The sequence below is a fragment of the Oleiphilus sp. HI0061 genome, assembly GCF_001635675.1.
Genome location: NZ_LWFE01000613.1, coordinates 1 through 558, shown reverse-complemented (window position 1 = coordinate 558; position 558 = coordinate 1). Strand labels below are relative to the sequence as shown.

1 protein-coding gene is annotated in these 558 nt (G+C 42.7%); it reads left to right on the top strand.

Going from position 1 to position 558, the window contains the following annotated elements; genetic code table 11:
• The coding region (locus tag A3735_RS07895; protein WP_156499516.1) for an AraC family transcriptional regulator ligand-binding domain-containing protein at positions 1 to 558 on the top strand (558 nt) is incomplete at both ends.

Here is a 558-nt window from a genome sequence, read left to right as displayed (position 1 = left end):
TCAGGAATGCTTACCGTCTATCACGCGGCCACATTGAGAGACGTCTGTTTATGTTTATCCCGATACGATCAAACGATATCTAAAGCAATTGTTATCGATTTCATTGAAGGTAAAAATGAAAGCCGGCTAGAATATCGCGTCAACATTGCACCCGCTTTTGATATCTCTCAAGAAGTTGAATTGGCAATGGCATTATTGATGAAGCTTTTGCGTAAGCAATTGGACGATGCCTGGAGTCCTCTGGAAGTTGGATTTAGTCATAAGCCCAATTCAAGTATTGAAGACTACTACGAATTCATTGGTAAAAATGTAAAATTTGAACAAGCCGTGAATTACTGTGCAATCAGTAGTTCCGATCTTAATCTTGAAGCTACTCCCGCAGACCCCAATATGCTGAAAGTACTGCGGGAGAATGCAGATCAACTTCTGGACAAAATACTGAAAATCGACGACATTGTTGGTCAAGTTAAATTCTATATTGCCCGGACGCTCGGCACGGACGCCTGCTCGGCGAACCACGCGGCAACGCAATTTTTTATGTCACGCAGAAACCTGACT